This window comes from Rhodopseudomonas sp., from assembly GCF_048594845.1.
Classification (GTDB): Bacteria; Pseudomonadota; Alphaproteobacteria; order Rhizobiales; family Xanthobacteraceae; genus Rhodopseudomonas.
On record NZ_JBMDXE010000008.1, the window covers coordinates 1 to 4,205 of the forward strand.

The following is a 4,205-nucleotide window of genomic DNA, read 5'->3' on the forward strand; positions in this document are numbered from 1 at the left end:
TGCGGGCAAGTCGACGACCTTCAACCTGATCACTGGAATCCTGACGACCACCGGCGGACGGATCGAACTACACGGCAAGCCGATCGACAATGCGCCGCCGCAGGACGTCGTCCAGCTCGGCATCGCCCGTACCTTCCAGCACGTCAAGCTGGTGCCGGACATGACCGTGCTGGAGAACGTCGCGATCGGCGCTCATCTGCGCGGCAATGCCGGCGCGCTGTCGAGCATGCTGCGGTTCGACCGTGCGGACGAAGCCAAGCTGCTCGCCGAGGCCACCAAGCAGATCGAGCGCGTCGGTCTCGGCGCCGAGATCGACCAGCTCGCGGGCAGCCTGTCACTCGGTCAGCAGCGCATCGTCGAGATTGCACGCGCCCTGTGCGCTGATCCGGTTCTGCTGTTGCTCGACGAGCCGGCCGCAGGCCTGCGCCACATGGAAAAGCAGCGCCTCGCCGCGCTGCTTCGGCAATTGCGCGACAGCGGCATGTCGGTGCTGCTGGTCGAGCACGACATGGGCTTCGTGATGGATCTGGCCGACCGCATCGTCGTGCTCGATTTCGGCACGCGGATCGCCGAGGGCACGCCCGAGACGATCAAGACCAATCCCGAAGTGATCAAAGCCTATCTGGGAGCGCTGTCATGAGCGCGCTGCTGCAGATTTCCGACGTCTCGGTGTCTTATGGCAAAGTCGAGGCAGTCCGGTCCGTCAATCTCGAAGTGCGTGCGCGCGAGATCGTCACCGTGGTGGGCGCCAACGGTGCCGGCAAGACGACCCTGCTGAGCGCCACGATGGGAATCTTTCCGCTCAAGGGTGGCGTCACCTTCGACGGCGCCGACATCTCGCGGCTCGATATCGAAGACCGCGTCGCCGCCGGGCTGTCGCTGGTGCCCGAACATCGCGAGCTGTTCGCCACCATGACGGTGGAAGACAATCTCGAGCTCGGTGCCTTCCGCATTGCCAAGTCGGTCGCGGCTCAATCCCAGGAGCGGGTGTACGGTCTGTTTCCGCGGCTGAAGGAGCGGCGCAAGCACCTCGCCGGCACGCTGTCGGGCGGCGAGCAGCAGATGCTGGCCATGGGCCGCGCGCTGATGGGCGCGCCAAAGCTGCTGATGCTCGACGAGCCGAGCCTCGGCCTCGCCCCGATCATCGTCGCCGACATCTTCCGCATCGTCGGCGAACTGCGCGACGCCGGCGTCTCGGTGCTACTGGTCGAGCAGAACGCCAAGGCGGCGCTGGCGATCGCCGATCGCGCTTACGTCATGGAGCTCGGCGAGTTCGTGCTCGACGGCCCCGCGTCGGAGGTGGCGGAGAACGAGCAGGTCGTGGCGAGCTATCTGGGCTTCTCGCACGCCTAATTCAACTGTGCGGCCGTCAGCAGACGGCGGCGGCTTCCATCTCGTCGATCTGAACCACGCAGTTGCGGCCGAGATCCTTGGCGCGATACAGCGCCTGATCGGCCCGCCGCATCAACGCCGCGAGATCGCCGCCGGGCAGATGCGTGGCGAGGCCGAAGCTCATCGTCACCGGCACGGCGACATCGCCGCCGGTGACGTCAGTCGAACACAGACGGCAAAGGGCCAGCGCGCAGCGAGTGGCGTCCTCGTCACCGACGTCGATCATCAGCCCGGCGAACTCCTCGCCGCCATGACGGGCAATCAGCACGTCGTTGCGAGCCCCGAAGTCGCGCAGAATATCGCCCATTCGCGCCAGCACTCGGTCACCAGCGTCGTGCCCGTATCGATCGTTGATCGCCTTGAACCGGTCGATGTCGCACATCAGCGCCACCACGCGCTTCCCGGCCGCATTCGCCTTTGCCAGCAGCCGTGCGGCTGCCTCGTCGAAGCCGCGACGGTTGAGGAGCCCGGTGAGCGGATCCGTGCGTGACACCCGCATCAGTTCAGCGCGGGTCAACGCCAATTGGCGCATCAGCATGGCCGACCGGAAGCTCAGCGCAGCCGACAATGCGACCGACACCGACAGCGCCACGATCATCGAGAACCGAGCTACTTTACCGACCGGCACCAGCACCTGCGGATCGGTGCCGAGGTCCATGACCAGGAAGATCATGGTGACGATCGCCGTAACGCCGCCGGCGATGGCGGCGCGCCCGGCGGTGTAGCGGATCACGTCCCGACGCGTGACAATCGAGTTCGGCATGCCCTGCAATCACTTGAACGACGTCCGGCCGTAGCCCAACCTCGCCTCCCGCTCTCTCGGTCCGCGAGATGGTCGAATGCGCCAAGTGGTACCAAACCCGCGCTGGCAATCACGTTAAATCCGCGCAATCCGATTGATCAGACTTAATGCATCGCTAACGCAACCGAACGATCCCGCGACTCGTGCGGAACAAAAGCAGCCTTCCGCGGAGCGGCACACGAGCCCGGGCAAAAAAGAAAGCCGGCCTCTTTCGAAGGAGGCCGGCTTCACGCTCGCATCGCGGGGCGTTCACCGCCCCGCATGGATCATTTGACGATGGTGTACTTGCCGTTCTTCACCGTCAGCAGGATGCGCGAACGGTCGTCGAGGCCGTACCGGTCGGTCTCGGTGAACGTGTAGACCCCCTGGCTCGCGGCGATGTCCTTCTCGGTCATCAGCGCCTTGCGGATCGCCTCGCGGAATTCCTGCGTGCCCGGCTTGGCGGTTTTCAGCGCCACCGGGACGACGCGTTCGAGCACCTTGAAGGCGTCGAACGAATGACCGGCGAACTGGCTGCGGCTATTCGGGCCGTACTTGCCTTCATAGGCCGTGTTGAGCTCGAGGCCGGGCTTCTTGGTCAAGGAGCTGTCGTCCTGGCCTTCCGGATCCATGACCGGGCCCGAGGCCATCAGCACACCTTCGGCCGACTTGCCGGCGATGCGGATGAAGTCCATCGAGGCCGCGCCGTGCGTCTGGTAGATCAGGCCATTGTAACCACGCTCGCGCAGCGTCGTCTGCGGCAGGGCTGCGGCGGTGCCCGAAGCGCCGACCAGGATCGCGTCCGGATTGGCGGCGACCAGCTTCAGCACTTGGCCGGCGACCGAGGTGTCGGGACGCGCGAAACGCTCCTCGGCAACGATCTTAAGGCCCATCGCCTCGCCCTGCTTCTTGAGGTCGTTGAACCACAGGTCGCCGTAGCTGTCGGAGTAACCGATGAAGCCGACGGTCTTCACATTGTGCTTCTTCATGTGCTCGTAGAGCACCTTGCCCATGATCGGGATGGGCTGCGGCATCACCACCGACCACTTCGCGCGCTCCGGCGTGATCGGCAGCGGCGACAGTGCGAAATGCGGCACCTGGGCCTCGTTGGCGACGTTGGAGATCGCCACGCTCGGCGGCGTCACCGACGAGCCCATGATTACGTCGGCCTTCGACTCCGTGACGAAACGCCGCGCATTGGTCGTCGCCGCGGTCGGATCGCCGCCGTCGTCGAGCACGATCACCTTGATCGGGTGGCCGCCGATCTCCTTCGGCACGAATTCCAGCGCATTGCGCTCCGGAATGCCGAGCGCCGCGGCCGGGCCGGTGGTGGTGATGCTGATACCCACCGTGATTTCGTTGGTTTCAGCCAGCGCGGCGCCGGACAGCGCCGGCAGCGCGATCGCCACGGCCATTGCGGCAACGGACAGCTTGAATTTGCTCATCTGCTCCTCCTCCCTCGTGATGCTGACGGCCGTTCGGCCTGGTTGTCGTATCGTGTTCTTACGTCATGCGGAGCGATGAGTCAGCCCCGCATGAACTTCTCGACGATCTCTGCCGGCACGGCAGTCGACTTCAGCTTGTCCGGATCGGCGGGATCGCGGCCGACCAGCACCCGCGTCTCGAACGCCTCGATCGCGAGCGCCTCGCCCTTGAGAACCCGGTGAGTCACTTCGAAGCTCGAGCGGTTGAATTTCTCGATCCGGCTCTCGATCGTGATCACGTCGCCATAGGTCGAGGGGATGTAGAACTTCGCACGGGTGTCGACCATCGGAATGCCGACCAGTCCATACACGCGCACCAGATCCTGCTTGGAGCAGCCCGCCACCGCGAACAGCGCCGAGGTCGAGTCATCGAACATCGCAAAGTAGCGTGGGTAGTAGACGATGTTGGCGGGATCGCAATCGCCCCACTGGATCTGCACATCGCGGCGGTTGGTGAGCATGGGCAGGGCCTAATCGAGTATCGTTACATCAGAGTTCGTCATTCCGGGACGCGCCCCTTGGCGCGGGCCCGGAATCCATATTCCCTG

At 64.8% G+C, this 4,205-nt stretch carries 5 protein-coding genes; 2 read left to right on the forward strand and 3 right to left on the reverse strand.

Features of this window, described 5'->3' with window-relative positions; translation table 11 throughout:
• Together ACOJTD_RS00395 and ACOJTD_RS00400 are read left to right on the forward strand one after the other, a co-directional pair.
• Window positions 1-640 (forward strand): ABC transporter ATP-binding protein (locus tag ACOJTD_RS00395; protein WP_420130972.1); only part of this gene is annotated, 640 nt, incomplete at its 5' end.
• Complete coding sequence (locus ACOJTD_RS00400; RefSeq protein ID WP_420130973.1) at window positions 637-1,353, forward strand: ABC transporter ATP-binding protein; 717 nt, start codon at window positions 637-639, stop codon at window positions 1,351-1,353. The genes ACOJTD_RS00395 and ACOJTD_RS00400, both read left to right, overlap by 4 nt.
• Before the next feature lie 16 nt (window positions 1,354-1,369).
• On the opposite strand, the gene ACOJTD_RS00405 is transcribed toward ACOJTD_RS00400, so the two are convergent.
• The 3 genes from ACOJTD_RS00405 to ACOJTD_RS00415 form a co-directional block, all read right to left on the reverse strand.
• Complete coding sequence (locus ACOJTD_RS00405) at window positions 1,370-2,155, reverse strand: GGDEF domain-containing protein (protein WP_420130974.1); 786 nt, start codon at window positions 2,153-2,155, stop codon at window positions 1,370-1,372.
• A 305-nt stretch (window positions 2,156-2,460) separates the two neighbouring features.
• Complete coding sequence (locus ACOJTD_RS00410) at window positions 2,461-3,618, reverse strand: ABC transporter substrate-binding protein (protein WP_420130975.1); 1,158 nt, start codon at window positions 3,616-3,618, stop codon at window positions 2,461-2,463.
• An 80-nt stretch (window positions 3,619-3,698) separates the two neighbouring features.
• On the reverse strand, window positions 3,699-4,118 hold the full coding sequence (locus ACOJTD_RS00415; protein WP_420130976.1) for an acyl-CoA thioesterase: 420 nt from the start codon (window positions 4,116-4,118) through the stop codon (window positions 3,699-3,701).
• Window positions 4,119-4,205: the final 87 nt, after the last annotated feature.

Coding starts and splice junctions, on each gene's coding strand:
- ACOJTD_RS00405 (WP_420130974.1), bottom strand. CDS start 2,155: ATGCCGAACTCGATTGTCACGCGTCGGGACGTGATCCGCTACACCGCC.
- ACOJTD_RS00415 (WP_420130976.1), bottom strand. CDS start 4,118: ATGCTCACCAACCGCCGCGATGTGCAGATCCAGTGGGGCGATTGCGAT.
- ACOJTD_RS00400 (WP_420130973.1), top strand. CDS start 637: ATGAGCGCGCTGCTGCAGATTTCCGACGTCTCGGTGTCTTATGGCAAA.
- ACOJTD_RS00410 (WP_420130975.1), bottom strand. CDS start 3,618: ATGAGCAAATTCAAGCTGTCCGTTGCCGCAATGGCCGTGGCGATCGCG.